Consider the following 24,552-nt stretch of genomic DNA (forward strand, 5'->3'; position numbering starts at 1 on the left):
GAAATTCGAGAGGTGAGAGACAACGCTTCATGTCAGGACAGGGAGACAGCGAAATAGATCTCGCGTACGAACTCGACGAAAAGCCGCCGGTATCGGAGGCGATCCCGCTCGGCATTCAACACGTTCTGGTGATGATCGTTCCGTCGACCGCGGTCGCGTTCCTCGTTGCCGGCGAGGTCGGGTTGGGGGCCGCCGATACGGGGTATCTCGTCCAGATGGTCCTTCTGTTCTCCGGGCTCGCGACGATCGTTCAGGCGTACACGATCGGACCGGTCGGGGCCAAACTCCCGATCGTCATGGGCACGAGCTTTACGTTTCTGGGGGCGGCGAGCGCCATCGGAAGCCAACAGGGATTGGCGGCCGTCTTCGGTGCGGTACTGGTCACCGGAATCGTCGTCGAGGGGCTCATCGGCTGGCAGTTCGGACGCATCGAGTCGTTTTTCCCGCCGCTGGTAACGGGTCTGATCGTGATCATCATCGGATTGTACCTCATTCCGACGGGGATGGAGTACGCCGGGGGCGGCGATCCGGCCGCGACGAGTTTCGGTTCCGTACAGAACCTCGGACTCGCGGCGCTCGTGTTGCTTATCGCGGTGTTGTTCAACCTCTTTCTCGACGGCGTGGCGCGAATACTGAGCGTCTTCATCGGAATCGTCGTCGGCTACGCGGTCGCGATAGCGTTCGGCGTCGTCGACTTCAGTCCGATCGCCAACGCGTCGCTGGTCGAGGTTCCGATGCCGGGCGAATTCGGGTACGCGTTTGACCCTGTCGCGATCGTCACGTTCGCGTTTCTCTTTCTCGTCTCCGCGATGGAAACGGTCGGGGATATGTCCGGCATCACCGCCGCCGAGGGTCGAAACCCCGACCAGGAGGAGTTTCGCGGCGGCATCTTCGCAGACGGACTCATGAGTTCGATCGGTGCAGTTTTCGGTTCGTTTCCGGTGACATCGTTCTCGCAGAACGTCGGTATCGTCAATTTCACGGGTATCATGAGCAGACATGTCGTCGGGGTGAGCGGTATCTTCCTGACGATCATGGGACTGAGCCCGATCGCCGGAGCCGTCGTGACGACGATTCCGGAACCCGTGTTCGGCGGTGCCGTCCTCGTGATGGTCGGCATGGTCGCCGCAAGCGGAATGCGCTTGCTGTTTTTGAACGTGGAGATGAACCGGCGGAACATGGTCATCATCTCGACGTCGCTCGGCCTCGGTCTCGGCGTCGCGGTCGTCCCCGAAGCGCTCCAGGGACTGCCGAGAGCGGCACGAACGTTCTTCGGTGAAGCGGTCATCATGACAGGCCTATCCGCACTCCTTTTGAATACGTTCGTCCCGGGCGACTCGAGCCCGCTGTTCGACGATCCGGCCGAGCCAGCCGATCGGGCCGACGAATCAGCCGCGGTCAGCGACGACTGAACGGACGGAGTATCACAGAGCGTCCGGCTCACGGTCGCCAATAATTAAGCGACCCGCCGAGAACGACTACTCGTGAAACGAATCATCAGCACGGACGATGCACCGGCCGCTGTCGGCGCGTACAGTCAGGCGACAACGAACGGCGACCTCGTCTTTACCGCCGGACAGATTCCGCTGACCGCGTCCGGCGAGTTACTCGCCGACGAACCGATCGCGGCACAGACCGAACAGAGCCTCACCAACGTCGAGCAGGTGTTAGCTGAGGAAGGCCTCGAGATGAGCGACGTTCTCAAAGTCACCGTCTACCTCGACGATATCGAGGCGTTCGACGAGATGAACGATACCTACGCGGCGTTCTTCGACGACGAGCCGCCGGCCCGGAGCGCGGTCGAAGTCGCCAATCTGCCGAAAGGGGTCGGGATCGAGATCGAAGCGATCGCGACCGCGAACTGAGCCAGGTTACGGACGGGCGTCGTCCGTGGATTCTCGATACGCCTCGAGATCGAGGGCGATTTCGGACGCTTCCTCGCGGATCGATCGGGCGTCGAGCGAGCGAACCTCGCCGTCGTCGACGAGGACGGTTCCGTCGACCATGGTGAACTCGACGTCGTCGCCGTGGGCCCCGAAGACGAGATGAGAGATCGGATCGTGCAGCGGCGTCGCCCGCGCTTTGTCGGTGTCGATGCCGATGACGTCCGCGCGCCACCCGGAACGAAGCTTTCCGAGGCGATCGAAGCCGGCCGCCTTCGCGCCGTTGACCGTGGCCATCTCGAAGATTTCTTCGGCGGGTATAGCGACCGGGTCCAGTCGATCGACCTTCTGTAACAGGCTCGCCTGTCGCATCTCCGTGAACGGGTCGAGCGTGTTGTTACACGGCGGGCCGTCGTTTCCGAGCGCGACCGGAATTCCGCGCTCGAGATACTCCATAATCGGTGCGACGCCGCTTGCGAGTTTCATGTTCGAGGAGGGACAGTAGGTGACGTGCGTGCCCGTCTCGGCGAGGATCTCCCGCTCGCGTTCGTCCGTCCAGACGCAGTGGGCCAACACGACGTCCTCGCCGGTGAGTCCGACCTCGTCCAACCACTCGATGTTTCGCATGCCGGTGTCCGATTCGACGGTGTCGATCTCGCCTCGATTCTCGCTCGCGTGGGTGTGGATCCGAACGCCGTCGTAGGCGTCGGCGAGTTCTCTGGCACCGCGGAGACACGCCTCGGTACACGAGACGGCAAACCGCGGCGTGACCGCGTATCGGATCCGGTCGTCGAACGAGCCGTGGTACTCCCGGATCAGTTCCTCGGATTCCGCGAGCGCGTCGTCGGTCTCCTCGAGAAGTCCCTCCGGAGAGCGCTGATCCATCATCACCTTTCCGAGCACTCCGCGGATTCCGCTCTCACCGGCGGCTTCGAACGCCCTGTCGGCGTGGTTGACCGAGAGGTGGTCGATACAGGTCGTCGTCCCGCTCTGGAGCATCTCGAGGTAGCCGAGTTTCGCCGCGACTTCCATCTCGTCGCCCGATAGCGACGCCTCCATCGGAAGCACGTACTCGAACAGCCACTCGAGGAGTTCCGAATCGTCGGCGATCCCGCGGCCGAGGCTCTGGACCGAGTGGATGTGACCGCCGACGAGCCCCGGAGCCAGGAGATCGAACTCGTGTTCCTCGAGATCCGGATACCGATCGCGAATCTCGGATCGCTCGCCGACCGCGGCGATTTCCGACCCCTCGACGACGAGTGCGCCGTCCTCGAGGACGGTCCTCGAGTCGGCGATAACCGTTCCGGAAAGTAGCATCTACCCGCAGAATTCGGTTCCAGGGTCAAAACGATTTGTTCTGTGCGCACGAGTTCGAGACGGAGGTGACGGCGACCGGCACAAGGCCGATTCTTCGATATAGCGAGATACGATTTATCTGTTCGATCTCGGCCAGAGAATAGTGTATGAAAAACAATAGTTTTCTGTGGAGAGATTATAGCCAACGGAAATAGTTCTGGGAGCGGGTGACCCAGCTGTGTCTATAATGGGGCAACAGGGAACTGTTTCCATCGTCCAATGGGTCATCGGCTGGCGACAAGACGCCACCCAACCGATCCAGAGCCCACAGAGTGCTTCGCCACAGAGCGTCTACAGTACTCGTGTTCACTCACACGATAACCACGGGTGGCTGAGAACCAGTATCGAATTACTCCCCACGATTTCTCGAGCGGGCGACCTCGAGTACAGCTGACGCCATCCTTTCGCTCTCGGTACTAGCTGACGATGCGACAGACGACCGTCGTCGAGCGCACTGAGTGGTGTGGGACGGTCGCAGAGGGCCGTGCGAGCGCGAGGAGATTGACCGATATCATCGTTCGTAAGCCAGGCAACCGATCTCCTCAGCGTCGTGAGCCGATCCAGCAACCCTGTCGACGCTCGAGCACCGTTCTCTCCGCTCGAGATCCCATCAACCGCCACACGGAGAACCAGCCGAATTGGACAGCACCGCCGCCGCAGCGACGCTCGAGGTGGCTGCGAGAGATGCAGACAATGGAATCGAGAGCCACGACCAGAAGCGAGCGCCTGCTGTCGGCGAGTGGGCGTACGCGCTGGCCGACCAGCGCAGCGGACCACCGTAGCGCATCCAGTTCGAGACCCAACCGGTATGGTCATCTCGAGGGCGCTTCCGCTCGAGCGAGCTCGAATTATCGACCCTACGACGGCGTAGGCGCTATCGAGAACGTGTCGACTCCCCCTGGGCTGGAACACCGTTCACGGAACTGAGCGGGTCGTGAGAGCGTTTCGATAGCCCATTGCAGGAAGACTTCCGAGCGGTAAGTTGGAGTTGTAGGGCGTCTTTAGGAGCGAAACGTGCCGGATTCGTCGATCTCGACGTACACTGCAGATCGGTTTCGTCGCTCGAGACGCCACTTCTCGAGCAACGATCGTCGTAGTTGGGACTACCCGTCCCTCGGATCTCTCGAAAGTAATAGCCAAAATTCGCCAACCGAACCGCTGCTCGACGGATCGATTGGAGCCCCATCGGGAAGAAAATTTGTGGCTGCCACGATTTGCGATTGGCCGAATTCGTAGAACTAATTGAGCGACAAAACCGGATTTCAGACGTGTTTACTTCTCATCCATTCAATTGAAATAATGCGGTCGGATATCCTATAAGAAAATCGGTATGATCTATGTGTCGATCCAGATCCTCGGCAATTAAGGAGAAGATCGCGATCGAACGGAGAATACATATCCTGACTCGTGGGCCACAGATAGAGTATGATCTCGAACTATAGGCCCATATTTGGTGTGCTGAAGGGAAGGCAATTCGAGATAAAATCCCTGATATCGGACCTTCAGTACTGTAATACCGCTAAATTCGGCATTTCGGAAAGTGCACCGAAAGGCGTGCACCGTGCACAAAACGTCTCGGTCTCTGGAGGTGTCGGGGCGTGAGTATCCAAGAGTCGATATGTTCCAAACGCGGTGGGGAGAACGCAGCCTCCGAAGTCATCCAGGCGATCCCGGAGATCGAGCACGTCGGTGACGACGTCGACGTCCATATAGACGCCCGAGCGCTGGCGGCGATCGAGGCCGACGACCTGCTCCAGATAGCAGACTCGCTATCGATCATCGAGAGCGGCACCGATCTCGAGATCAAGTCGGCGATGGTCGTCTACGGCGAGAGCCAGACCCGCGGGCGCTACTACCTCCGGGAGGGACAGCACGAGTACCTACTTGGGCAGGATGCGGTCTACCTCTTCGCCGTCTGTGAGCCCAATCCCAGCCGGTCAATCATCGCGATGAAGATGGTCCCGGCGGCGGAGGTCGACGAGCTGGTGTCGTCCTGGATCGAAGCCGGCGATCGGCCCGACTACGCCCAAATCGCGTGGAGTCGGATCTTCGATCCCGAGGAGATCGAACGAGGTGGTCGGCGATGAGCGCCCAGACCGATCACTCGAACCCGATCTGCGGAGCGCTCGGCTGTCACGAGACCGCCGACGTCGTCATTCGCCACCCCAAGCACGGGAAGCGGACGGTCTGTGACAACTGCACCGGCGGCCACGTGGTGATCCGCCATGTCTGAAACGGACACCGCATCGGACGCGATGGCGATCTCGCAGCGAGCACTCGGCCGCTGTCTCGAGATCGACGACGGGCTCGCCACTATCGGTCGCGAGTTCGGTTCCATCGATCAACGCCTCGAGGACCTGGAGCGTGATCTCGATGAGTGACGGTCCAGAGGTCACTGCGGAGGAAGCCCTCCAGGTCGCACAGCGAGCGATGCACCGATGCACCGACCTCGAGGACGACGTCGAGGACCTCACCCAGGATAAACTCGAGCTGCAGGATCGACTCACTGCACTGGAGCTTCGATACCAGGAGATCGACGAAGACCAATCGTACGACGATCTCGGTCGCGATGGTCGCGTCGGTCGCGTTCGCGAGCACGCCTTCCAACGAGCCGTCGACGGCCACGGCCGGGCCTCCCTCGATTACAATGACATCATGTGGAGCGTATTCGACGGCGAGCCCAGCGCGGACTACTGCTACAAGCTGATGCGACTCGCTGCGAGCGCCCCAGGATTCGAGTACGTCGATCCCGCCGGGAAAGGCAAGCAACTGACCGTCGACGCAGCGGAGGCTCGAACTGGAGCTTCGTTTTCGTCCGCGAAGAAAACGGATTCGGAGGGGTTGGTCTAAGAATGACTTCCTTCCAACGAGGTATCCCACCTCCGTTTCACTCAGTGTAACTGTAGTTGTAGTGTAGTGTGTAAACAACTGTCGACTACCGTGGGGTCTACCGAATCCGACGCCGTCCGACGCCGTCTGTGGCGTCGGGATCCGTCCAATTCGGTTTTCTTCGCGGACGAAAACGCGCCGTCACGAAAATGCCACAAACTCAATCCGACGACAAATCGAAACCTCTCGCCGATCGCCTTGGAGACTTCCTCCGACGGTACTACAGCGAGGAGATCAAGGAACTCGCACAGCACTATCCAAAAGAGAGCCGATCCCTCGAGGTCGACTACGATGACGTCTACACGTTCGATCCGACGATCGCCGATGACGTCCTCTCGCAACCGGAGCAACTGCAACGCTACCTCGAGGAGGCGCTTCGCGTGTACGACCTCCCGATCGACATCTCACTCGGGCAGGCCCACGTACGCGTCCATAACCTCCCGCCGGAGTACACGTACTATCCAGGCGAGTTCTCGCCCTCGAAACACCTCGGATCCTACCGAGGCATCCGTGGGGAGGTGACGAAAGCGACCGACGTCTATCCGAAAGTCGAAGAGGCGGCGTTCGAGTGCAAACTCTGCGGAACGCTCAACCGAATCCCCCAATCAGACTCGGACTTCCAGGAACCGCACGAGTGCCAGGGCTGTGAACGACAGGGGCCGTTCCGGGTCAACTTCGACCAGTCGGAGTTCGTCGACGCACAAAAACTCCGCATCAAGGTCCCGCCGGAGCTCGCCGACGGCGCCGGCCAGAAAATCGATGCGTTCGTCGAGGACGACATCTGTGGCGAGGCGACGATCGGCGATCGCGTCGTCGTCTCCGGGACGATCCACTTCAACCAGGAGACCTCGGGGAACAAGAAGAAAGCCAAGTTCGATCCCTACCTCGAGGGCGAACACATCTCGATAGAGGAGACTGACCAACAGGATCTCGACGTCTCCGCCGAAGAGCGCTCCCGGATCGAGGACCTCGCCAATGGCGCAGAAGGCCCGCCGCTCGAGGTCGCTGCAGAAAGTCTCTCGACGAAGGTGTTCGGCTACGACACCGAAAAGATGGCGCTGATCCTCGCGATGGTCTCGGGCGATCGAGTCGAGTACGCTGACGGTGACTCGGATCGGTCCAACATCCACGTCCTCCTGATCGGCGACCCGGGAACAGCGAAGTCGAAGCTGATCGCCCGCGCCCAGGACCTCGGCTGGCGTACCGTCGGTGTCACGAGCCGCCGGGCAACTGGCCCGGGCCTCACGGTCGCAGCTGAACAGGACGATTTCGGCGATGGTGACTGGACGCTCAAGGCCGGCGCGTTCGTCAAGGCCAACGGCGGCACGGTTTGCGTCGACGAGCTCGACGACATGAAGCCCGACGTCCGGGCGTCGATGCTCGAGCCGATGAGCAACCAGAAGATCAACGCCTCACTGGCGGGGGAAACGGCTACCTTCCAGACCGAGGCCGCAGTGATCGCCGCCGGCAACCCCCGGGACGGCCGCTTCGATCCCTACGAACCCATCCCGGATCAGTTCGACTTCCGGTCGGACCTCCTCTCACGGTTCGACCTCATCTTCACCGTCCAGGACGTTCCCGACCAGGACGACGATCGGGAGATCGCCGACCACGTTCTGGACTCTCGCGACGCCGCAAAGCGAGATGAGCAAGGCCTCGAGGTCAACGACGAGATCGAGCCGCCAGTCGACCCTGAGATCTTCCGGAAGTGGATCGCCGTCGCGAAACAACAACCAGCGCCACCGTTCGCATCGGATAGCGTTAAGGAGACGCTCCGGAGTAGCTTCCTCGAACTGCGTCGCCTCTACGACGTGAAGGACAACTCCCCGGTTCCGGTTACCTTCCGGAAGCTCGAGGACGTCGTCCGCGTCGCCGAGGCCATCGCGAAGTTCGAGCTCTCGGAGGTCATCACGGAACGTCACGCACGCATCTGCACCGAGATCGTGGGTTCGTCGATGGAGGATATCGGCAAGAACGAGGACGGGGAGTTCGACGCCGACGTCGTAGAGTCGGGATCGTCTAAGAGTCAGAAGGATCGAATGCGGGTGATTCGGGACTTCATCTGTGATGCCCAGGATGAAGCTGAAGACAGTATGGTCGCGATCGATTCCGTGACTTCCTCACTCGAAGACAGCCACGACTACGATCCCCACCGTGTCGAGTCCGACATCACGAAGATGATGAACAAGCACGGCACGGCGATCGAGCCCCAGACTGGCTACGTTCGGTTCATCGGGGGTCGGTAACGATGGCTGCTGAAACGCACCAGGCCAGAGCAGAACGCCGCAAAGAGTCAAAGGCCATCTACGAAGAGGTCATTCGAGTCGTCGACTACCAGAGCGGGCACATCCAGCCACCGCTCGCGAGCAAGCCCTCGGTACTCGGCATTCTCTCTCGCGGGCGCTACGGACTCGATAAGATCAGTCGAGCGATCGTAGCGGCTCGTTCGAACGGTGACCTATTCGTGGTCACCGACCCCACCGGCCGGCAACGGATTGGAATCAACGATCGCGAGATACTCCGCGAGAAGATCGCACAACATCTCTCGAGGACCGACGACCCGCGAAAGGACGTGATCGGGCTGGCGAACGACCGCATCCAGAAGCTACGAGAGGCTGATTCCAATGAGTGAGAACAGCGGCAACGCCTCGAGCGATACTTACCGGTTACTGGGTGGTAGACCGCTGTTGAGGCCTCTAATCCAAACGAGGACTTTGCAGAGAGCAACTAAAATAATCACGGCAATTGCAAAACCGAACATTACATCAAGGATAGACGGTTGGGAAACTCCGATCAGACAATTCGCCTGTTCAGCCCAACTTGCCCCTTGGAGATCTATACACATATCAAATAAAACAACATATCTGGTTAAGTATCTTGGGGGAGTCCCCCTGCTGTTCCAACCGGCCCAAAAGCGAACATATTTTTCACTAAATTTGAGGATTGACTCCGACGGAGGTCCCTGAGATGTTCGGACTCATCGGCTGCAGTAAGTCAAAACACGGGGAAGACGAACCGGACCGTGAGTTCCCGGCTCGAGACCTCTACGACAGCTGGCTCTTCGATGGGCGTGTCCGCGCCGTCGAGGCCCACTGCGACGAGTGGGGAATCTTCTCGGCCGAACACGGATTCGTCGAACCGGACGATCTCCTCACCTGGTACAACACGAAGATCACTGACCTCGAGCCCGACGATCGTCGCGACCTCGCCGCCAACGTCGTCGACGACCTTCCCGAGACAGACCAGCTGCTGATCTTGATGGGGCGCGACTACGCCGACCCGCTCCAGGCTGCGCTGCCAGACGACGTCGAAGTGTGGGATCCGCTCGAGGGCGTGCAACTGTTCGACCAGCGCGGTGCGCTTCGCGACCTCGCCGATCGGGGTGATCCCGACGATGCCTGACCAGTTCCCCCAGGAAGTCGCCGACCTCTCTCCTGGGGCGAGACTCGTGTACCGCGCCCTCGGGGACGGGCCGATGACGATCGACGAAATCCAAACGGAAACAGCGCTGTCGAAACGCAGTATTTACAACTGCACATCGGCACTCGAAGATGTTGACGTGATAGAAGTTCGAACAGACGTATCCGATGCACGGAAACGTTTGTATGTCCGGACCTAACTTTTACCTGAAGTATCTTCAGTGGCCTCATACACTGATAGTGATAGGTCTCTTTGCGTGAGAATAACCGCCCCTGGCGGCCACCACCATGATCGGACTTGCATCGGCCACTGAGCACCCCTCTCTCACCGACACCCGAGCGACAACAGAATTATGAGCGTTATAGATGACTCGATGGACCCGACGGCGCTGGAAAACTGGGATAGGCCACTGGAACGACTGCGATGTGAGGCGATCTGCCTCGGGAGGGCGCTGATGCCAGACAACGAAACCCTCGAGAAGACCGTGGGGACGCTCATCTTCTTTGTCGTCTGGGGGACCATCGTCGTCCTGCCAGTCCTTGGCATCGGCGATCCCCCGCGCTACGAGATCGTCATCTCGACGACGGCGATCGCGTTCACCATCCTCGGCAAGATGTGGGATTACGAGGTGAAACGAGCACTGGATAGCCTCATCGCAACCGACGGCGGTCAGCCCCGAGACACGAGCGAGAACACCGACTCAAACTCAGACGGAGAGAACCAATGAGCACATCCACGTTCGATCAGACGTATCGGCCAGACAACCTCGAGGAGCCCAACGCAGATGGCCCGCCACAGTGCCAGAACTGCGGCACTGTCGTCTCTCGAGACTACGTCCGCGTCTTCAGTGACGACCCGGACAACCAGCGCCTGCAACACTGCTGGAACTGCAAATCCCGAACGCAGCGATACTAACCTCCAGACCGCACACAACGCTCTTAAGCGGGGTGCGTCACGCGCTTCTCATGACCGAACTCACATCTATCGACGGCGTCGGCCCGGCGATAGCGGAGCAACTCGAGGCGGCTGGCTTCGAGACCGCCGACGACGTCCTCTCTTCGACCGTCGACGAGCTGGCCGACGTCCACATGATCGGGGAGTCCTCCGCCGAGTCGATCCTCGAGGGGGACGACGACGGCACCCGTGGCCGGCCTTCGAAGCTCGAGGACCACTGGGACGACATCATGGACGCGGCCAAAGTCGGCATGTCGAAGAAAGGAATCGCTCGGACTGTCGGCATCGACGAGTCCACGCTTCACGACTGGGAAAACAAGGACGCCAAATTTTCCGAGTCGCTCAAACGCGCGCGAGCTGTTGGCGAGCGGCGACTCATCACGTCCGGCCTCTACGACGAGGACGTCGACACCGGGATGGCGCGGTTCCTCCTCGAGCGGTCGTATCTGTACGTCAAGACGGAGAAACAGGAGGTCGACCTCACCGAAGAGCGCGAACTCAGCTTCTCTGATGAGGAACGCCAGAAACTCGCGGGGGCCTTCGAGGGCAACCCAGAGACATGAGCACGCAGCTGGCGGCCGACCTGGACGACGAGATCCTCGAGGCGATCGAGAACTATCCGCTCGAGCACCCGACGACGACGTCGATCAAGTGCTTCGACTACAGCCTCCCGCCGGGCGAACACCTCAAGCGCGTCTACAACGCCCTCTACAAAGCCGTCCGACCGGAGTTTCCCTACGCGCCGACTCGACTTGCTGCCTTGCTCCCTCGAGGGTCGGGAAAGTCCGACGGCGTCGGTGTCGTGTTTCCGACATGGCTGATTCTCAACCTGCCGTCCCTTCGCGTCGCGATCGTCTCGAAGACGGCCGACCTCGCAGCCGAGCGAACCGAGAAGGCAGTCGAACGCATCGAACACTGGGCACCAGCCGCTGGCGTCGAGATCGCCGATAGCGCCCGGACGCAACTGACCACGGCGTCGAACAACCACAAGGAGCCCTCGATCGCGCCGTACGGGCTCGAGTCCCAGCTGACCGGCAAGCACTTCGACGTCATCGTCTACGACGATATCGCGGACTGGGACAACCAGCGCACCGATACCCAGCGCCGCAACGTTCGCAATCACTTCCAGGACTACGAGAAGAACCTCCCGGACAACGACAGCGGCCTCGAGCAGGGACCAGTCCAGGCGGTTATCGGGACCAGAAAACATCCTGCGGATGTCTACGCGACGGAGATCCTCGACTCCGCGCGCTGGGACGTCATGATCCACAAGGCGATCCACGATGCCGACTGGGACGTCGTCGAGAACCGCGACTGGAAGGTCCGCGGCGAGGATGGGAAGGTCTACGACGACGTCGCCGATCTGCCGGCGGGCATCTCCATCGCACCGAACGGCGTCATCCCCGACGAGGAGATCCGAGTCATCTGGCCGGAGCAGCGACCTCCAGAGGCAGTCTTGTACGATCTCGTGGACGGAGATGAGTCGGTCGCCATCTGGAGGCGCGAAAATCAGCAGGATCCTGGCGCGCTCTCGGGCGAGGTGTTCAAGTCGGACTGGCTGATCTATAACGACGAGCTCCCGCGAACGCCGGATCGGTATCGCTGGTTCGGCGGGATGGATATCGGCGTCGTCGACGACCTGCAGAAAGCCGCCGAGAACGACACTGACTACTCGGCGCTGGCGATCGTCGGCGCGCATCCCTCCGGAGACGAGGCTTACCTCCCGCTCCTCGATCGCGCCCGTGGCATGTCCGTGAAGGCAAACGCCGACTGGGCGCATGACCTCCTCGAGGGGTTCGCAAAAGCGTACGGCATCGAATTCGACCAGATTCTCGTCGAGGCGAACAAAAGCCCAGGCGTCGCCCAACGCCTTCGCGATAACTCCACGTTCCCCGTCCAGCCGATCGAGTCCAGCGGAAGCAAAGAGGGCCGGATCCACGACCTCGCTGCGAAGTTCGAATCTGGAGAACTCCAGATCGTCGGCGATCCATCTGGGGAGTGCTCGCCCGATCCGACGTCCGACCTCAAGTGGGAGGACTTCGAGACCGAGGAGTGGCTGCAGTTCCCGAATGCGGCTCACGACGACATGCTCGACGGCGTCGAGATGGCGATGCAAGCCGCCGGCGACGGGGCCTGGAACGTCGGTGTTGGCTGGTAAAGGTTTAAGAACACCCCCCGTCCGGCGTCTGCCATGGTAAGTCACGAAAAGGCAAATAGCGTTACATTGGGGGCAATGTCAATGACTATATCGTGCTGTGTAGCTGCTTATCTTGGATTCCAGTTTGAATGGTTGACTTTTGCCACCTTGGCAGTTACTCACCTCATCTCCCACGCCGCCTGGCTCTGCTACGAGCTCCGGTTCAACAAACCCGATCCTGAGTTAACTGACTGGTGAAGGTTTAAGTAGGGAATCCGTCACGCCGCAGGTATGGCTGACCTGCACGACCAGCTAACGGAGATTCGGGGCGTCGGCGACGCAACGGCCAAAGAAATTCTGGGGACGATCGATACCGACAGTGGCGACACGAGTCAGGCTCGCGATCTCCTCCAGGAGGCGCTCGAGCACTTCGACGCCTCCGGCGGGATGGATCCCACAGCCCAACAGGGGAGGGATCGGGTGGAGAAAGCCCTCGCGATGCTCGAGGTGAGCAGCGATGAGTGAAAGCGAACCCGCCGACGGTGAGAACAGCGGGGAGGGCACACCGATCAAGACAATCGATCCCGAACTGGAGCCAGAACTGGTCGGCTACCACTCAGCGGTCAAGTCTGATTCGTGTCAGAACTTCAAGTCCGACACTGGAATGGTGGGTGACGTCGAGAAGTGTAAGAACGAGCCAACCCATACAATGGTTCTCTATTCGGGGAAATATCACAAGATCGCCGTATGCGACGACTGTGGGGATCCCGGAGAGGTGGCTGACGATCGAAAGTGGTCGGGCCGGGGGACGATGTATGCCGAGTGACGACTACACCAACCCGCATGATCCCGAGGGGTGCCGGGCAGTCATCCCGCTGTCGGACGGCATCCGGATCATCCTCGCCGACGGCACTGTCGCCCACCTCCAGGTCACGACTGACGACGGCGACGAGCTCACCGAGATCACGGGCCACCCCAGCGGCGGTGGCGTCTTCGGTGGGATCGATCACGATACTCGCGTCGAGATCGGGATCATCTCGGACCACGAGGCGGCACAACATCCGATGGTCCAGGAAGCGCTCGAGGACCTCGGATTCTGGGGCGAGGTCGAGGACGACAAGGACGAACTCCTCGGGTACGTCTACTACAGCCCAGCCGAGGAGGACGACCGAAGCCGCATGGTGTGCGTCGACTGCGAGCCCTCGACCGAGCTTCCCGAAGACATGGAACGGGCGAACGTCCGCGATAACGGGTCGTACGGTGACGTCGTCCCATATCAGGAGTGTGCCGAGTGCGGCGAGGTCATGCGACCAGATCCGGACCCTCTCGAGGTGAACGACGATGACTGACATCGCTCTCTCGTTCGTCGAACTCGCGGGGATCATCGGCGCTGCGGTCGCCCTCGCGGCCACCGATGCAGCTGCACTGTCCCGGCTTGCGATCACGGTGCTCGCGAAGAAACTGGGCGTCAAACCGATGGAGATCTACCAGTTCAGCGCAGCGACGTCCGACCAAGAATCCCCAGAGGACGGGGAGGGATGATCGACTGGAGCAAGTGGGCGCGGCGCTTCCCGTTCAGCCTCGACGTCAAGCGCTGCGGGGAGTGTGGCGGCGTGATGATGACCGAGACGGTTCACGACAAGCACACACGCGACGGCACGAACCCGAAAGGCGTCGAGGCGGACGTCTGCCAGGACTGCGGCCACGCCGAACACAAGGACCCGGTACCGGGCACCTAAACCCTTTTAACTGACTTGCGTCACCCCGTCGGTATGTCAACCGACCCTGTCGAGCGACCACTCGTCGACGACGAGGTGCAGTCGGGAGTCAAGGACTACCTGAGCCGCATCCTCGAGCGCGCCACGCCGTCGTCGTGGGTCGCAGGCGGCACAAGCCGACCTAACAAATTCTTTCAGACCCGTCCCCGGACATACAAGGAACTCAAGCGCCGTGAGAAGATCTACCTGAACGGCGGCCCGATCACCGAGTTCATCGACACGCGGGCGCTGATGACCTACGGCACGGGCGTCGACTTCGAGAGCAGCTCGCCGGTCACCGACGACCAGGGTCGCACGGTCGACGAGTGGCTCACCGAACAGTTCGGCGACACGCTCGAGCTGACGATGATCGACGCTGGCATCCAGAGCTACTGGGCGGGCGACGCCTGGCCGGAGATCGTCGAGACGCGCGCCGGCGAGTTCTCTCATCTCGAGCTGATCGACCCGACGACGATGGACGTCGACTGGAACGACTACGGCGAGATCACAACCCTCCGGCAGATCATCAAGGGGCCACGCGGGAAGCCGAAATCCCAGCCCGTTGATATCGACAACGTCGGCCACTTTACGTTCAAGGACTCCTCGGGCGGCCCACTCGGCGACTCGCTGGTCGAGCAGAACCTGGATGAGATCAACCGCTACGTTTCGAACCAGGAGCAGCGAGCCAACGCGATCAAGCTGCACGGATCGCCGAAATACGACGTCTCCGTCGGGAGCGAGGGCCAGTCCATCCCGGACAAGGTGATGAGGCGCATCAATCGCAAGTTCCGCCCGGAGCGCGTCGACGAGGAAACGGCCTGGACGCACGGCGGCGACCTCGAGATCAACGCCCTTGAGTCACCGGGCATGGGCGACGGCATGAAGCAGATCACCGAGACGGACATCTCGCTGCTCGCCGGCTCCTTTGGAATCCCGCTCGAGTGGACCAACTTCGGCAGCGCCGGCCTCGGTGATGGCTCGCCCGCAGAGTCGCGGGAGCGGAAGTTCGAACGCCAGGCGCGGACTGAGCAGACCCGTCGGGCAAACCAGTTCAAGAAGGAGATCCTCCGCCCGATCCTCCGACGCTACTCACCGTTCCCGGAGGACATCGAGATCAACGTCGTCTTCGGAGACGTCGTCAGCGACCCGACCCAGGTCACTGAATGGCTCTCGACGGTCGACTGGGCGTTCCATCGCGACGAGATCCGGGAAATGGTCGGCCACGCCGCCTGGGACGAAAGCGACAGTCGTGAAGCGCCGCCCGAGCTCGCCGACGACGCCGGTGGCGATGGTGGCGGGATGGGGTTGTTCAGCGACGGCGATCGCGACCGGGGGCACGGTACGGGAAATCGTAACTGCGGCCGAGCGCTGTTCCACGACTCGGTCAGCGACGACGACCTGACCCAGGAGGAACTCGTCTGGCGGGACGTCGTCGAGAAGGTGCTCTGGAGTGACGACTCCTCGAGGACGCTCTTCGAGTTCAACGCCGACGACCTCCCCGACTTCGTCACGGCGCGCCTCGAGGACGCCATCCCGGAGGCGATCAACGGCTCATCGCTGCAGACACTCGACGGCGCGCAGATCGGCTTCCTCGAGAACGCCCTCCAGGACGCCCTCGAGTCCGAGTCCCGCGGCTGGTCGCTGAACTCCATCACGGACCACATCCAGGACATCCCCGGCGCCGATCTCGATGAGTACGAAGCCCAGCGCATCGGCCGAGACATCACGCAAAACGCAGTGGGGAACGCACGCGAAGACGGCTACCGAGAGCGCGACGACTTCGAAGAACTGCGGTTTAAATGGTCAGGAATGCCGTACGATCCCGAGCGGAGCACGGAGGCCTGTCAGTGGATCTCCGACCAAATCCCTGAGAACGGCGTCCACATGGATCGGCTAAAAGAACTGATCCAGGAAGCCAACGACCGGTTCATCGATCACGACGCCCGAGAGTGGTCTCCCCACATTCAGTGTACTCATCAGCCGGTCCGGGTCGTCGGCACCTGAACGCTTATATCGGGGTTGCGTCACGCCGCAGGTATGCGACGACTCCCACCCGGCGTTCGATACCTGCAGAACACCGACGACGATGACGTCGAGCACGCCGCTCGGCAGATGGCGGACGGCAACCCGGACATGGACCTGGACATCGCTCGCGAGCTCTGCGAGGACATGCAGGACCGTGGCGTGCTCGAGGATTACCTCGAGGCCGACCCCGACGAGGATGACGACGACCTCGCCGCCCTTGCGGAGTTCCGAAACCCGGGCGATATCCGGCGCATCGAGATGGATGGCGACGGCGTCAAGTACGAGAACGTGATGCTCCTCGCGCCTGGTGCGTGGACCGACGCCGGCTCGAGGTCGACGGCGATCTACAGTGCCGAAGGCATCCGCGCCTCGGCGGAGAACTGGGTCGATCCTGAGACCGGCGACGACGTCGAGGAAGCCGAGATCAACTTCCTGCACGGGCCGGCGCTGCACAACGCGGCATCGCTGGGCGATATCGGGACGATCCCAACCGACTCCATCATCGTCGACGACCAGGACCGGATGTACGGCGACATCAAGCTCCACGGCGAGTCGCCGGCGAGCCAGGCGTCGATCGAGCTAATGGACGAAGTCCTCGAGAGTGCAGACGATCCGGGAACCCAGACGCCGCCGGTCGGGCCGAGCGTCGAGATCGTCGGCGAGGAGTCAGAGACGGATCCCGAAACGGGAGCGAGTCGCCTCACGGAGATGTGGTACTCTGGCGTCGGCCTGGTGTTCGGACCCGCCAGCCGACCGGTCGAGATGGAACAACAGGCGCGGGGCCGCGCGATCGCGATGGCAGAGGACCACGGCTACGATCATACCGGCCTCATTCTCCGCAGTGGTGGCGAGAGCGGGCCTCCGGGAAGCGGGGAAACGCCTTTAAACACCTCCCGTCACGCCGGGGATATGGGTAAAAAACAACGACAGCGGATCAACAAGCTGCTCGCCGAGATGCAGCAGGTCCTCCAGGAAGGCGGCGACCTCGAACTCATCCAGACGCTGATCGAACAGTACCGACAGTCCGAGGGAGACATGGAGGCTCCGGCATCCGAGTTCCTCGCGTGGGTTGGCGAGAACGCCGACGTCGATCCCGAAGAGATCCAGGACAGCCTCGAGAAGTTCGTCGAGGACGCCGGCGCCGATGACCTCGAGGAAGCTGCCGTCCAGGGCCTCGAGGAGTGGGTCATGGAGAACATGGCCGAAGAACCAGAGGGCGATGGTGATGGCGACGAAAACGGTGACGAAAACGGCGACGGCATGGGTCAGGAAGAGCTTCGCGAGGCCGTCGACACGATCGGCAAGTTCACCAGCGAACTCGAGTCGGTCAAGGAGATGCTCTCGGAGTACAAAGGTGACGTCGACGAGACCGTCGAGGAGCTCGAGGACGAAATCGAGGAGAAAGAACGCCGACTCTCGAAGCTCGAAGACCAGCCTGTCCGTCAGGCCCGCGAGCATCAGAACGGCGAGGACTTCTACAGTGAGGATGGCGACAGTGGCGGTTCGGGCGAGCACGAAGACGTCATGCTGACGTAGACATCGGCGTCTATTCCACGGCTGTTTCTCAACGGAGAAAATGTTATAAGAGGGGTGCGTCACGCCGGGAGTATGGTGTTTAGAGACTACGAACTCCCCGTGGCGCTCAGTCCTGGGCGGCAGTACTCCGCCCACGCCTACGTCGCGGAAGTTGCTATCAAACAAGGCCAACTCGTCAAGGCCGGCACTGATGATGACGAGGTGACTCCGTCGGATACCGACGGCGAGCCCGTCACTGGCTTCGCCGCCTACAGCGCGGCGGCTGGCGATACTATTCTCGTCCTCGAGGGCGGCGGGCGTGCTCGAGCAACCAGTGGAACTGGCGACGTGACCTCCGGCGATCTCATCGCGAGTGGCGGCGGGAGTGGTGAGAACGGAGAGGTACAGACCGCGTCGGCTGGCGACTACGTCGTCGGGCGGGCGTTCAGAGACGACAGCGGCGACGGTGGCGACGCCCCGATCCAGATCGAACACATCGGCGTCGCAGAGGAGAGTGCATAACGATGGTGTCACACTACAAAACGCAACGACAGCTGAAGTCGTACTGGCGACAGCCCGGCAACCCCCGACTCAAGGGGCTGCTACTCGCAGCGCTGGACAACACCGGTTTCTCCGCATCCGACGTCGGTCGGGCGTGGATCACCAACGCGGACGAACGGCAGCGACACCTGCAGAGTGTCGACAACACGCGTCACTTGGCTGCACCCGTCTCGCAGGGCTACTCGCCCGCCGCGCACGACGGCGAACTCGGCAACACGCACGAAGAGAGCGTCGCCCGGACGCTGGCCCGCAAGGAGTTCAACGAGGACGACCAGGAGCGGTTCCTCTCGGGCGACGCGACGATGGACAAGGATCAGTACATCCAGCGCGCACTGCTGAACGACAGCGTCACCGAGCTGGACGTCCTCTTCCGCGAGGAACTCGAGACGACGATCATCCAGGGCGCACAGCCACGGAAGATCTTCCGCGACGCGGCGTTCATCCACAACGCCACCAAGCGCAAGGGAGACATCCCGCGGGTCACTGACGAGAGCCACGCGGACGTCATCGCGCAGGGCGCGGAGATCGAGACCGGACAGGACGGCTTCGACACGGTCAGCTTCGACTGCCAAAAGGTCGCTCGAGGCTTCGAGATCTCCGACGAGATCATCAACGAGTCCGAACCGGACGTCGTCGAGCAGCTCGCTCGCGAGGCCGGCGCGGCAGTCGAGAATACGATCAACCGCTTCGGTCTCGTCAACCTCGTCGACGGCGCTGGACAGTCCTTCGACGCTGATGTCGGCGGGACGACCGACGCGTCTGCAGTCCAGGCGCTCAACGGCGGGGCGACCGAGGTCGACATGCAGGACTTCGGCGAGGCCAACGCGGCGATCGTTCACCCACGGTTCGAGAAGGCGATCTTCGACGACACGAACGTCGTCTACGCCAACCGTGGCGGATCGACCGAGCCGCTGCAGGACCGACAGATGGGGTCCATCATGGGGATGGAGCGCTGGAAGGGGTCGCACGGCACCTACAACGGAGCCGACGACACGAAGACCCTCAGTCCCGATGGCTCCTGGAACTACCAGGATACGGACGACATCGGCGCGGTGGCCTACAATCGAGATCTGTTCGCGCTCGTCCTCTGGGACGACATGGATCTCGTCACGAAGGACTGGGAGGACCCGATCCGCGATCTCCAGGGATCGAACGTGAGGTCTTATGTTGACGCGGTCTGGCGGCAGGAAGACGGCGGCGCGACGGTCACGCACTCGACGGCGTAGGTGATCGCGGCGATCTCGGTTTTCTTCTCGAGCGAGGGAAACAGTTTTACTGGGGAGGTGTCCGGACAGACCATGCGTCAGTCAAGCGAAGATAACCACATAACTTATTGTCAGTCTATCAGTGGAGTTTCGCATGGATCTAACACGTCGGGCGGTGCTTGCCGTGTCCTCGGCGATGGGCCTGACGGCATTAGCGGGGTGCTCTTCGGAAAGCGACGCGGACGACGGGCCGCCAACCGAGTCAACCAGCAACGAAACGGAGGACGCAGCAGTGACTAAACGCATCGTCCTTGGGGATGTTGAGAATGACGAAATCACCAATATCGACGCTGACTGGTATATCGAGGATGGTAAGTTGGTCCTCGAGGTTCCACAATCTGGCGAGCACGAGATGCGAGACGTGGACCTGACGGGGCTTTCATCGGTGGGTGCAGAGGAAGAGAATCTCAAAGACCCTGTGACGGGGGACAACGCGACAACGACCTACCGAGAGCAGGAGGGCATCCAACCCGAGACGTATACGAGTCGAGCCCCACCGACGCCGAATAGCGACAGTGGCCTTGTCTCGAGAGATTATCAGTCCGCAGATGGTCCACAACTCATCACATCGTCTAACGTCAACCACTTGGTTGAGCCGGGGACGACCGAGTATACCTTCACCAACACAAGTTACGAGAGCGTTTTGCACGAAAGTATTTACTACCCATTTGTGGGTAATGCAGATGCCGGTCCTGCATATCTTGCATTTGGCGGGATTATATCAAATGATACAGACGGCGAGAGTGTCTTCGTCCAATTGGACCGTGATCCTGGATCGCAGGGGCTCGGAACGCTCGAAATCGAGATAACAGCCAATTCTGGAACCGATTTCATGACCCCGTTTATCCCACTCACATTAGAGGATTATGACGATGGGGAGTGGAACGAGAACGATTTGGGGTGGGTCCGCGCTCAGGTTAGAGTTAGTGGAGGGACCGGCCACCTGCACCGACTGTCCGGGATCCAAGTGTGGGGGTATTGAGAATGGTGAAAATAGGATTGCTCGCCGACACTCATATCGCGGATAGTCGGCGGACGGAGAACGGAGTAAGCAAATCAAATGATGCGGTCAGCAGACTAAATTCCGAGAACGTGGACTGGAACGTTCATCTCGGAGATATTCGGCCACTCGGTCCAACAACCTCTGACATCAACTGGGGCAACTGGGCAACAGATAACAAATATTACAAAAGTGACTTTGAGGTGGCTCAAAATCAAGTCCTTAGCAACCTCAACGGTGACTTGAGAATCATCGCACGCGGTAACCACGATCGACCGCTTGACATCTACCGTGAGTATTTCCCGCGGGACGAGTATCCACGCTATGGGAGTTTTGAGGAAGATGGAGTTAGGCATGTTTGGCTTGATACCCACCCCTATCAGGGCCATCATGAACTCCATCAAGTGGGGGCGATGGTGTCGCCGGACCAAATATCATTCCTGCACCGGTTGATGGACGACGACCCCGATATCCCGACATTCGTCTACGCACACGCCCCACTTGCTGCGTTTGACTATGGCGACCTCTCCGCAGAGGATTGGTACACCGACTACCGAGAGTACTTCTATTGTTCGAATGCGCCACACGTTCAGAATGTCCTCGAGCGCGGAAACGTCGTGATGGTCAATAACGGCCATCTGTTTAATGATGAGGGGCGCGGATCAACGACCGTCAATGGAGTCGAATACGTCCTATCACGCCATCTCGTCCATAACAGCGATACGAACTATACTGGGGACGTGCGATGGCTCGACATTGACACAACAAACAATGAGGCAACATGTTATTACTACGATGTCGGGGCTGACTCGTCGGGGACGATCACGACCGCCACGTGGTAGATTCGGAGCTATAATTGCGGCCGAAACTATTATCTTTTCTAACTTTGACATGAGGGTATGTCAGACTGGGACAAACTCATTAAAAACCTCGTCGGCGGCTTTGCAGCGGTTGTAATCACAATGGTGGTTATCTTCACGATCGCGAAGATGGGGGAATCACTCACTTCGCAGGCACCCTCGTGGCAAAGTGCGGCTTTGATTGGAGGTGTCGCTGGCTCTGCGATTACATACTTCTTCAAATCGACTACAGACGAGCTCCATTGATTTAGCTCACTTCTAAGCTGTAGCTACCGAATCGGATCGATTCAATCACCCTTCTGTTGGTCAACGACTTGTAATTCTTCCCGGATCGACTCTTGAACTGCCTTGGGAACAGTTTCCTCAACTGATTCGCGTACTGCATCTTCCAACATCTCATCCTGGTTGTCCGGGTCTATTTTGCGGGACACGATAACTAATACGAACAGCATCACCATTCCGGCGACGAAGAATGAGATCTGGGCCGGTAGATCATAGTCAAGAGATGAGGTTACAAACGCACCAGCAAACCCACCGGCAAGATATTTGACCGACTCTGCGACTGCTTCAATCCAGTTTATGTCCATGGAAACGTCTTCGGAAGTTAGAATATAATATTTGTCATAGTGTACCGACTTGCGGATTGGTGCCTTTCATAACTCATCATCACTCGAGACAACCGACGAAGACGTCGCCGCGAAGATTTATCAGGGGGTTACGTCACTCGCCGTGTATGACCATCTTCAGTAGGCGGGATGAGAGCGCCCGTGCCGTCGACGGCGAGTACCATGCCTTCCGGGAGCGTGCCCGCAAAACAGCGTTCTCCGAAGAGGAGTTCGACCCGATCGACCAGGAGCGCTACGATCTCGACGACGCCGGGATCGACGGTCGGGACAACCCCGACACGTACGAGGCCTCGGGCCAGTTGGGTGACTGGGAAGGAGACAGCCTGCGAAAGGACCCTGATCGGTGATCGTCATGCCAGGTCACACTCTCTTCCCCTCCATAACTCCCGACACCGACGACACTGACGACGTCGACCCGGTCGCGAAGCTGGCGGACGCGAACTACCAGACGGCAATCTCGAAGATCACGGCGGGCGACGTCGACGACCTCCTGGACGACCTCGAGGAAGTCGACGATCGCTCGAGCGTCCAGAACGCGATCGAGGACCGACGCGAGGCACTCGCGGGGCGTGACGATGAGTAGTAGCGACGATCTCCCCAGCGTCGCCGAGGTGGAAGCGCAGTACGGCGCGACCGAGATCCCGAAAGAGCCCGACGATGGCGAAGACAAGAGTCAGGCCGAGCTCCTCATCGAGGCAGCCGACCGGATGGACCGAGATATCTTCGGCCAGCAGGTGCTCTATACCTCTCGAACGCACGGGAATCGGAAGGATCGTATCATCCTCCTCGCCGCCCACAAGTGGGCGCTTCGCGAGGGCGAAGCGCAGTCGGAGTCCCAAGCCGGCGGGAGCGTGAGCTACAACACGGTCACGGGCGAGACCCAGGACTCGCTCACGCAGACCAAATGGGGGCGCGAGTATCTCGGCTACCTCGAGGACCAACCCAACATCGGCATCTTTTCGACTCGGTAGCGGTCCACGGTTTCTCCGGGGCTACGTTTATCACAGAGTTGCGTCACTCGCCAGCCATGCTGAACGTGAGTACCAGCTCGACGTCGACGGATGCCGCGGGGAACGTCCGCCGTGGCACGCGCAAAGCGCTGCGGGACGCCGCCGATCGCGGCTTCGAAGTCTCGCAGGAACACGTCTCGCATGGCGCGGACTCGTTCCTCGCGAACTCTGGCTACCCGCCGGAGGAACTCGCCGATGGCACCTGGGAGTGGGGCTACTCGGCAGGGTACGCCGCCGCTGTCGAGGATGGATCGGAACCACACTGGATCCCAGTCCACGCGATGGACGGCCTCGAGCGCTGGTCGCGACGCATCCTCGGGGACGAAGGCGCGGCGTGGGCTGTCCGCCACAAGATCGCGAAAGAAGGGACCGAGGCCAACCCGTTCGTGGAACCGGGAAAGGAAGCACAGGAAGCGTATCTACAAGCGCGCGGTATCAGCGCGTCCGTGGAGCGTGAGTTCTAATGCCGCGTGACCGATCCAAATCACGGACCGCGGAGACTCCTGACGAAGACCCCAGAGAGGAAGACTACGACGGCCTCAGCGAGGAGCAAGCCTTCCAGGTCGGTGTCCTCACGCAGCTCGGCCGCATCGCCACCGCCCTCGAGACGATCGCCGATTCGAGTACCGACGCCGGCGAACAGACGTCGGGAACCGTCTCGGATGGAGCCGGGAGAGTGATCTACCAGTGTTCGAGCTGTGACGAGACGGTCGCCGGCGAGGAGGCGGCGGAGGCCCACGCCACCAACGACCACAACGCACCTGACGACGGGTCGACCTGGACGGCACTCATGGACCGGGTGGACGCATGAGCTCCAGCCTGGATCCAGTCCAGACGATCGTCGATATCCTCGAGGGGGCTGCCGCGGAGGACTGGGCGAACGCCGGCGGGGAACCCGATTACATCGAGCGCTACGAGGAGACGGATTTCTCTTCAAAGAAGGCTCGAGACATGCGAGACGCGATCTACGTCCAGCGGCCCGGATCGGACGACTACCAGAAACTCGGCGCTGGATACAATACACTCGTCGAGGAACCAATGGTCCGGGCGGAGGTCTGGACGCCGGAGGGATCGGACCCGTGCCTGGAGTACGCCCACGACGTCCGTGAGATCATCCGTGGCTACACGGTCGACCTCGAGGACCAAACGCAGTGGACGGATATCGCGCCCGTCGGCGAGGAAGACCTCCGGGGGAGTGCCCGCGCCCGTGGCGTCGATCACTCCGTGATGGCAATCCAGATCGATCTGACCGGCGCACGGTAGCTCTTCACTCGGGGAAACGGTTTTAACGTGG

Annotated in this window: 35 protein-coding genes; 33 read left to right on the forward strand and 2 right to left on the reverse strand. The window is 60.7% G+C overall.

The window, feature by feature from the left end; genetic code table 11:
• Positions 1-29: 29 nt before the first annotated feature.
• Positions 30-1,412: a uracil-xanthine permease family protein gene (locus HALLA_RS06485; protein WP_049952624.1), complete on the forward strand. Its 1,383-nt coding sequence runs from the start codon at positions 30-32 to the stop codon at positions 1,410-1,412.
• A 72-nt stretch (positions 1,413-1,484) separates the two neighbouring features.
• Positions 1,485-1,865, forward strand: coding sequence for a Rid family detoxifying hydrolase (locus HALLA_RS06490; RefSeq protein ID WP_049952625.1), 381 nt, complete (start codon positions 1,485-1,487; stop codon positions 1,863-1,865).
• Between the two features lie 6 nt (positions 1,866-1,871).
• Here the strand turns inward: HALLA_RS06490 and HALLA_RS06495 are convergent, their stop codons facing one another.
• Positions 1,872-3,200, reverse strand: a complete 1,329-nt coding sequence (locus tag HALLA_RS06495) for a 5'-deoxyadenosine deaminase (protein ID WP_049952626.1) — start codon at positions 3,198-3,200, stop codon at positions 1,872-1,874.
• A gap of 677 nt (positions 3,201-3,877) precedes the next feature.
• Here HALLA_RS06495 and HALLA_RS20505 point away from each other — a divergent pair.
• From HALLA_RS20505 to HALLA_RS06600, 25 genes are all read left to right on the forward strand, one after another.
• Positions 3,878-4,021: a hypothetical protein gene (locus HALLA_RS20505; protein ID WP_157231335.1), complete on the forward strand. Its 144-nt coding sequence runs from the start codon at positions 3,878-3,880 to the stop codon at positions 4,019-4,021.
• Positions 4,022-4,837: 816 nt separating this feature from the next.
• On the forward strand, positions 4,838-5,326 hold the full coding sequence (locus HALLA_RS06500) for a hypothetical protein (protein WP_197540033.1): 489 nt from the start codon (positions 4,838-4,840) through the stop codon (positions 5,324-5,326).
• The gene (locus tag HALLA_RS20990; protein WP_169732119.1) at positions 5,323-5,472 is read left to right on the forward strand and encodes a hypothetical protein; all 150 of its coding nucleotides are present in this window, start codon (positions 5,323-5,325) and stop codon (positions 5,470-5,472) included. The genes HALLA_RS06500 and HALLA_RS20990 overlap by 4 nt, the downstream gene beginning before the upstream one ends.
• Positions 5,465-5,620, forward strand: a complete 156-nt coding sequence (locus HALLA_RS20510) for a hypothetical protein (protein ID WP_157231336.1) — start codon at positions 5,465-5,467, stop codon at positions 5,618-5,620. The genes HALLA_RS20990 and HALLA_RS20510 overlap by 8 nt, the downstream gene beginning before the upstream one ends.
• Positions 5,613-6,089, forward strand: coding sequence for a hypothetical protein (locus HALLA_RS06505; RefSeq protein WP_049952627.1), 477 nt, complete (start codon positions 5,613-5,615; stop codon positions 6,087-6,089). Before HALLA_RS20510 ends, HALLA_RS06505 begins: the two co-directional genes overlap by 8 nt.
• 188 nt (positions 6,090-6,277) lie before the next feature.
• Positions 6,278-8,374, forward strand: a complete 2,097-nt coding sequence (locus HALLA_RS06510; protein WP_049954022.1) for a minichromosome maintenance protein MCM — start codon at positions 6,278-6,280, stop codon at positions 8,372-8,374.
• Positions 8,375-8,376: 2 nt separating this feature from the next.
• On the forward strand, positions 8,377-8,760 hold the full coding sequence (locus HALLA_RS06515) for a hypothetical protein (RefSeq protein ID WP_049952628.1): 384 nt from the start codon (positions 8,377-8,379) through the stop codon (positions 8,758-8,760).
• A gap of 335 nt (positions 8,761-9,095) precedes the next feature.
• On the forward strand, positions 9,096-9,530 hold the full coding sequence (locus HALLA_RS06520; protein ID WP_049952629.1) for a DUF6884 domain-containing protein: 435 nt from the start codon (positions 9,096-9,098) through the stop codon (positions 9,528-9,530).
• Positions 9,523-9,747, forward strand: a complete 225-nt coding sequence (locus HALLA_RS06525) for a PaaX domain-containing protein (protein ID WP_049952630.1) — start codon at positions 9,523-9,525, stop codon at positions 9,745-9,747. The genes HALLA_RS06520 and HALLA_RS06525 overlap by 8 nt, the downstream gene beginning before the upstream one ends.
• Positions 9,748-10,002: 255 nt before the next feature.
• Positions 10,003-10,275 carry a hypothetical protein gene (locus HALLA_RS06530; protein WP_242406197.1) on the forward strand — a complete coding sequence of 91 codons (273 nt, stop codon included), beginning with the start codon at positions 10,003-10,005 and terminating at the stop codon, positions 10,273-10,275.
• Positions 10,272-10,463 (forward strand): DUF7563 family protein, encoded by a 192-nt coding sequence (locus HALLA_RS20515; protein ID WP_157231337.1) that lies wholly within the window; start codon positions 10,272-10,274, stop codon positions 10,461-10,463. The genes HALLA_RS06530 and HALLA_RS20515 overlap by 4 nt, the downstream gene beginning before the upstream one ends.
• Positions 10,464-10,513: 50 nt before the next feature.
• Positions 10,514-11,065 carry a terminase small subunit gene (locus tag HALLA_RS06535; protein WP_049952631.1) on the forward strand — a complete coding sequence of 184 codons (552 nt, stop codon included), beginning with the start codon at positions 10,514-10,516 and terminating at the stop codon, positions 11,063-11,065.
• Positions 11,062-12,660, forward strand: a complete 1,599-nt coding sequence (locus HALLA_RS06540; RefSeq protein WP_049952632.1) for a hypothetical protein — start codon at positions 11,062-11,064, stop codon at positions 12,658-12,660. The genes HALLA_RS06535 and HALLA_RS06540 overlap by 4 nt, the downstream gene beginning before the upstream one ends.
• A gap of 270 nt (positions 12,661-12,930) precedes the next feature.
• Positions 12,931-13,164 (forward strand): hypothetical protein, encoded by a 234-nt coding sequence (locus tag HALLA_RS06545; RefSeq protein WP_049952633.1) that lies wholly within the window; start codon positions 12,931-12,933, stop codon positions 13,162-13,164.
• A complete protein-coding gene (locus tag HALLA_RS06550; RefSeq protein WP_049952634.1) occupies positions 13,157-13,465 on the forward strand; it encodes a hypothetical protein in 309 nt (102 codons plus the stop codon). Before HALLA_RS06545 ends, HALLA_RS06550 begins: the two co-directional genes overlap by 8 nt.
• Positions 13,455-13,988, forward strand: a complete 534-nt coding sequence (locus tag HALLA_RS06555) for a hypothetical protein (protein ID WP_049952635.1) — start codon at positions 13,455-13,457, stop codon at positions 13,986-13,988. The genes HALLA_RS06550 and HALLA_RS06555 overlap by 11 nt, the downstream gene beginning before the upstream one ends.
• Complete coding sequence (locus HALLA_RS06560) at positions 13,981-14,181, forward strand: hypothetical protein (protein ID WP_049952636.1); 201 nt, start codon at positions 13,981-13,983, stop codon at positions 14,179-14,181. The genes HALLA_RS06555 and HALLA_RS06560 overlap by 8 nt, the downstream gene beginning before the upstream one ends.
• A complete protein-coding gene (locus HALLA_RS06565) occupies positions 14,178-14,378 on the forward strand; it encodes a hypothetical protein (protein WP_049952637.1) in 201 nt (66 codons plus the stop codon). Before HALLA_RS06560 ends, HALLA_RS06565 begins: the two co-directional genes overlap by 4 nt.
• A gap of 33 nt (positions 14,379-14,411) precedes the next feature.
• Complete coding sequence (locus HALLA_RS06570) at positions 14,412-16,400, forward strand: hypothetical protein (protein ID WP_049952638.1); 1,989 nt, start codon at positions 14,412-14,414, stop codon at positions 16,398-16,400.
• Between the two features lie 33 nt (positions 16,401-16,433).
• The gene (locus HALLA_RS06575; protein ID WP_049952639.1) at positions 16,434-17,957 is read left to right on the forward strand and encodes a hypothetical protein; all 1,524 of its coding nucleotides are present in this window, start codon (positions 16,434-16,436) and stop codon (positions 17,955-17,957) included.
• Positions 17,958-18,029: 72 nt separating this feature from the next.
• On the forward strand, positions 18,030-18,458 hold the full coding sequence (locus HALLA_RS06580) for a hypothetical protein (RefSeq protein WP_049952640.1): 429 nt from the start codon (positions 18,030-18,032) through the stop codon (positions 18,456-18,458).
• Positions 18,459-18,460: 2 nt separating this feature from the next.
• Positions 18,461-19,723: a phage major capsid protein gene (locus HALLA_RS06585; RefSeq protein ID WP_049952641.1), complete on the forward strand. Its 1,263-nt coding sequence runs from the start codon at positions 18,461-18,463 to the stop codon at positions 19,721-19,723.
• 133 nt (positions 19,724-19,856) lie between these two features.
• The gene (locus tag HALLA_RS06590; RefSeq protein WP_049952642.1) at positions 19,857-20,744 is read left to right on the forward strand and encodes a hypothetical protein; all 888 of its coding nucleotides are present in this window, start codon (positions 19,857-19,859) and stop codon (positions 20,742-20,744) included.
• A gap of 2 nt (positions 20,745-20,746) precedes the next feature.
• Positions 20,747-21,604, forward strand: a complete 858-nt coding sequence (locus tag HALLA_RS06595; RefSeq protein ID WP_049952643.1) for a metallophosphoesterase family protein — start codon at positions 20,747-20,749, stop codon at positions 21,602-21,604.
• 57 nt (positions 21,605-21,661) lie between these two features.
• Entirely contained in the window at positions 21,662-21,868 is a 207-nt protein-coding gene (locus HALLA_RS06600; protein WP_049952644.1) for a hypothetical protein, read from the forward strand.
• Positions 21,869-21,909: 41 nt separating this feature from the next.
• On the opposite strand, the gene HALLA_RS06605 is transcribed toward HALLA_RS06600, so the two are convergent.
• The gene (locus HALLA_RS06605; protein WP_049952646.1) at positions 21,910-22,209 is read right to left on the reverse strand and encodes a hypothetical protein; all 300 of its coding nucleotides are present in this window, start codon (positions 22,207-22,209) and stop codon (positions 21,910-21,912) included.
• A gap of 146 nt (positions 22,210-22,355) precedes the next feature.
• On the opposite strand from HALLA_RS06605, the gene HALLA_RS06610 reads away from it, so the two are divergent.
• Genes HALLA_RS06610 through HALLA_RS06635 form a run of 6 tightly spaced genes read left to right on the forward strand, consistent with a single transcriptional unit; the run spans position 22,356 to position 24,521 of the window.
• Positions 22,356-22,595: a hypothetical protein gene (locus HALLA_RS06610; protein WP_049952647.1), complete on the forward strand. Its 240-nt coding sequence runs from the start codon at positions 22,356-22,358 to the stop codon at positions 22,593-22,595.
• A 5-nt stretch (positions 22,596-22,600) separates the two neighbouring features.
• Complete coding sequence (locus HALLA_RS06615) at positions 22,601-22,831, forward strand: hypothetical protein (RefSeq protein ID WP_049952648.1); 231 nt, start codon at positions 22,601-22,603, stop codon at positions 22,829-22,831.
• Positions 22,824-23,219: a hypothetical protein gene (locus tag HALLA_RS06620; RefSeq protein WP_049952649.1), complete on the forward strand. Its 396-nt coding sequence runs from the start codon at positions 22,824-22,826 to the stop codon at positions 23,217-23,219. Before HALLA_RS06615 ends, HALLA_RS06620 begins: the two co-directional genes overlap by 8 nt.
• 56 nt (positions 23,220-23,275) lie before the next feature.
• A complete protein-coding gene (locus HALLA_RS06625) occupies positions 23,276-23,722 on the forward strand; it encodes a hypothetical protein (RefSeq protein WP_049952650.1) in 447 nt (148 codons plus the stop codon).
• Positions 23,722-24,069: a hypothetical protein gene (locus HALLA_RS06630; RefSeq protein ID WP_049952651.1), complete on the forward strand. Its 348-nt coding sequence runs from the start codon at positions 23,722-23,724 to the stop codon at positions 24,067-24,069. The genes HALLA_RS06625 and HALLA_RS06630 overlap by 1 nt, the downstream gene beginning before the upstream one ends.
• The gene (locus tag HALLA_RS06635; RefSeq protein ID WP_049952652.1) at positions 24,066-24,521 is read left to right on the forward strand and encodes a hypothetical protein; all 456 of its coding nucleotides are present in this window, start codon (positions 24,066-24,068) and stop codon (positions 24,519-24,521) included. The genes HALLA_RS06630 and HALLA_RS06635 overlap by 4 nt, the downstream gene beginning before the upstream one ends.
• Positions 24,522-24,552: the final 31 nt, after the last annotated feature.

It is taken from the genome of Halostagnicola larsenii XH-48, assembly GCF_000517625.1.
GTDB classification, from domain to species: Archaea; Halobacteriota; Halobacteria; order Halobacteriales; family Natrialbaceae; genus Halostagnicola; species Halostagnicola larsenii.

Bases quoted from the DNA above. Each gene is read 5' to 3' on its own strand.
- HALLA_RS06485 (WP_049952624.1), top strand. From the start codon at position 30: ATGTCAGGACAGGGAGACAGCGAAATAGATCTCGCGTACGAACTCGAC.
- HALLA_RS06495 (WP_049952626.1), bottom strand. From the start codon at position 3,200: ATGCTACTTTCCGGAACGGTTATCGCCGACTCGAGGACCGTCCTCGAG.
- HALLA_RS20990 (WP_169732119.1), top strand. From the start codon at position 5,323: ATGAGCGCCCAGACCGATCACTCGAACCCGATCTGCGGAGCGCTCGGC.
- HALLA_RS20510 (WP_157231336.1), top strand. From the start codon at position 5,465: ATGTCTGAAACGGACACCGCATCGGACGCGATGGCGATCTCGCAGCGA.
- HALLA_RS06505 (WP_049952627.1), top strand. From the start codon at position 5,613: ATGAGTGACGGTCCAGAGGTCACTGCGGAGGAAGCCCTCCAGGTCGCA.
- HALLA_RS06510 (WP_049954022.1), top strand. From the start codon at position 6,278: ATGCCACAAACTCAATCCGACGACAAATCGAAACCTCTCGCCGATCGC.
- HALLA_RS06515 (WP_049952628.1), top strand. From the start codon at position 8,377: ATGGCTGCTGAAACGCACCAGGCCAGAGCAGAACGCCGCAAAGAGTCA.
- HALLA_RS06520 (WP_049952629.1), top strand. From the start codon at position 9,096: ATGTTCGGACTCATCGGCTGCAGTAAGTCAAAACACGGGGAAGACGAA.
- HALLA_RS06525 (WP_049952630.1), top strand. From the start codon at position 9,523: ATGCCTGACCAGTTCCCCCAGGAAGTCGCCGACCTCTCTCCTGGGGCG.
- HALLA_RS06530 (WP_242406197.1), top strand. From the start codon at position 10,003: ATGCCAGACAACGAAACCCTCGAGAAGACCGTGGGGACGCTCATCTTC.
- HALLA_RS20515 (WP_157231337.1), top strand. From the start codon at position 10,272: ATGAGCACATCCACGTTCGATCAGACGTATCGGCCAGACAACCTCGAG.
- HALLA_RS06535 (WP_049952631.1), top strand. From the start codon at position 10,514: ATGACCGAACTCACATCTATCGACGGCGTCGGCCCGGCGATAGCGGAG.
- HALLA_RS06540 (WP_049952632.1), top strand. From the start codon at position 11,062: ATGAGCACGCAGCTGGCGGCCGACCTGGACGACGAGATCCTCGAGGCG.
- HALLA_RS06545 (WP_049952633.1), top strand. From the start codon at position 12,931: ATGGCTGACCTGCACGACCAGCTAACGGAGATTCGGGGCGTCGGCGAC.
- HALLA_RS06550 (WP_049952634.1), top strand. From the start codon at position 13,157: ATGAGTGAAAGCGAACCCGCCGACGGTGAGAACAGCGGGGAGGGCACA.
- HALLA_RS06555 (WP_049952635.1), top strand. From the start codon at position 13,455: ATGCCGAGTGACGACTACACCAACCCGCATGATCCCGAGGGGTGCCGG.
- HALLA_RS06560 (WP_049952636.1), top strand. From the start codon at position 13,981: ATGACTGACATCGCTCTCTCGTTCGTCGAACTCGCGGGGATCATCGGC.
- HALLA_RS06565 (WP_049952637.1), top strand. From the start codon at position 14,178: ATGATCGACTGGAGCAAGTGGGCGCGGCGCTTCCCGTTCAGCCTCGAC.
- HALLA_RS06570 (WP_049952638.1), top strand. From the start codon at position 14,412: ATGTCAACCGACCCTGTCGAGCGACCACTCGTCGACGACGAGGTGCAG.
- HALLA_RS06575 (WP_049952639.1), top strand. From the start codon at position 16,434: ATGCGACGACTCCCACCCGGCGTTCGATACCTGCAGAACACCGACGAC.
- HALLA_RS06580 (WP_049952640.1), top strand. From the start codon at position 18,030: ATGGTGTTTAGAGACTACGAACTCCCCGTGGCGCTCAGTCCTGGGCGG.
- HALLA_RS06585 (WP_049952641.1), top strand. From the start codon at position 18,461: ATGGTGTCACACTACAAAACGCAACGACAGCTGAAGTCGTACTGGCGA.
- HALLA_RS06590 (WP_049952642.1), top strand. From the start codon at position 19,857: ATGGATCTAACACGTCGGGCGGTGCTTGCCGTGTCCTCGGCGATGGGC.
- HALLA_RS06595 (WP_049952643.1), top strand. From the start codon at position 20,747: ATGGTGAAAATAGGATTGCTCGCCGACACTCATATCGCGGATAGTCGG.
- HALLA_RS06600 (WP_049952644.1), top strand. From the start codon at position 21,662: ATGTCAGACTGGGACAAACTCATTAAAAACCTCGTCGGCGGCTTTGCA.
- HALLA_RS06605 (WP_049952646.1), bottom strand. From the start codon at position 22,209: ATGGACATAAACTGGATTGAAGCAGTCGCAGAGTCGGTCAAATATCTT.
- HALLA_RS06610 (WP_049952647.1), top strand. From the start codon at position 22,356: ATGACCATCTTCAGTAGGCGGGATGAGAGCGCCCGTGCCGTCGACGGC.
- HALLA_RS06615 (WP_049952648.1), top strand. From the start codon at position 22,601: ATGCCAGGTCACACTCTCTTCCCCTCCATAACTCCCGACACCGACGAC.
- HALLA_RS06620 (WP_049952649.1), top strand. From the start codon at position 22,824: ATGAGTAGTAGCGACGATCTCCCCAGCGTCGCCGAGGTGGAAGCGCAG.
- HALLA_RS06625 (WP_049952650.1), top strand. From the start codon at position 23,276: ATGCTGAACGTGAGTACCAGCTCGACGTCGACGGATGCCGCGGGGAAC.
- HALLA_RS06630 (WP_049952651.1), top strand. From the start codon at position 23,722: ATGCCGCGTGACCGATCCAAATCACGGACCGCGGAGACTCCTGACGAA.
- HALLA_RS06635 (WP_049952652.1), top strand. From the start codon at position 24,066: ATGAGCTCCAGCCTGGATCCAGTCCAGACGATCGTCGATATCCTCGAG.